The sequence below is a fragment of the Youngiibacter fragilis 232.1 genome, from assembly GCF_000495435.3.
In the GTDB taxonomy this organism is placed as follows: Bacteria; Bacillota; Clostridia; order Clostridiales; family Clostridiaceae; genus Youngiibacter; species Youngiibacter fragilis.
Window position 1 is genome coordinate 1 of sequence record NZ_AXUN02000236.1, and the last position, 1,471, is coordinate 1,471.

1 protein-coding gene is annotated in these 1,471 nt (G+C 42.4%); it reads left to right on the plus strand.

What is annotated here, in order from left to right; genetic code table 11:
* Positions 1-225: 225 nt before the first annotated feature.
* Complete coding sequence (locus T472_RS18930) at positions 226-1,455, plus strand: IS256 family transposase (RefSeq protein WP_023863791.1); 1,230 nt, start codon at positions 226-228, stop codon at positions 1,453-1,455.
* Positions 1,456-1,471 lie beyond the last annotated feature (16 nt).

The window sequence follows — 1,471 nt, forward strand, 5'->3', positions numbered from 1 at the left end:
ATCCGAGTAAAAGAACTACAGGACAGGAGCCATAGTCTCAAGGATCGCGCAGCTGACAATAGTCGACCTCCTCTTCATAGGGGTTGCCAGGATGAGCGTCGACGAAGTGAGGGACGACATAAAGGAATCCACGAGCATGGTAGAAGGACTGACGAGAGTGTAGAAAATTTTGTGTTTGGACCTCTGACTTAAGATTATAATAATCTTAAATCGGAGGTTTTAAACATGGCAAAAATTAAAAGGGACCCAAGGCTGATGGAACTAGCTAAACAGTTTCTGGAAATCTATGAGCCTGCTACTGCCGGTGATGTCTACGATGGTTTAAAGGAAATGTTGGGTGGTACGATAGAATCAATGCTGGAAGCTGAAATGGATGACCATTTGGGATACCCAAAAGGAGTAAATACAAATCACCCTGAGAATACCAGAAACGGATTTAGCAAGAAAACTGTGAAATCAACAGGTGGCCCAATTGAGGTCAATATACCACGTGACAGAAAAGGTGAGTTTGATCCTAAGGTTGTTGGAAAGTACAAAACTGATATCTCAGATATCGAAGAGAAGATTATCTCGATGTACGCCAAGGGTATGACAACAAGAGACATAGAGGATCATATTCAAGACATTTACGGATTCAGTATATCAGCAAGCCAGATATCTACGATAACAGACAAAATAATACCCATGATCAATGAGTGGCAAACCAGACCATTAGAATCGGTCTATCCTGTAGTTTTCATGGATGCTATCCACTACCATGTGAGACAGGATGGGGTCATAGTAAAAAAAGCCGTATATAACATATTGGGTTACACAATGGATGGCACAAAGGATGTTCTTGGCATGTGGATTGGAGAGAACGAATCCTCTAAATTCTGGCTTTCAGTTTTAAACGAGCTGAAGAACCGAGGAGTCCAGGATATACTGATTGCCTGTATAGACGGCCTCACGGGCTTCAAGGAAGCGATTAATGCTGTCTTTGGAAAGACGAAGATACAACGCTGCATAATCCATCAAATCCGATCGTCCACCCGATATGTGAGCTATAAGGACATTAAAGCGCTCATGGCTGATCTCAAGCTCGTCTATAAGGCTCCTACGGAGAAGGCGGCGTCAGTCAACCTGGACAAATTTGAAGAGAAATGGAAAAACAAATATCCAGCCTGTGTAAAGTCTTGGCGAATTAACTGGCCTGAGCTGTCAGCTTTCTTTGAGTATCCAACTGAACTCAGAACGCTGATTTACACTACAAATGCAATTGAAGGATACCACAGGCAGCTAAGGAAAGTGACCAAGACAAAGACGGTTTTCCCTACGGACACTGCTGTCATCAAAATTCTCTACCTTGCAACAATGGATGCTATGGCCAAATGGACTCAGCGTATTCGGAATTGGGATAAAATCGAAAGTCAGATTGAAATCTTGTTTGAAAACCGGCTTAATCCACAAAAATAGACCATCAACGTAAGTT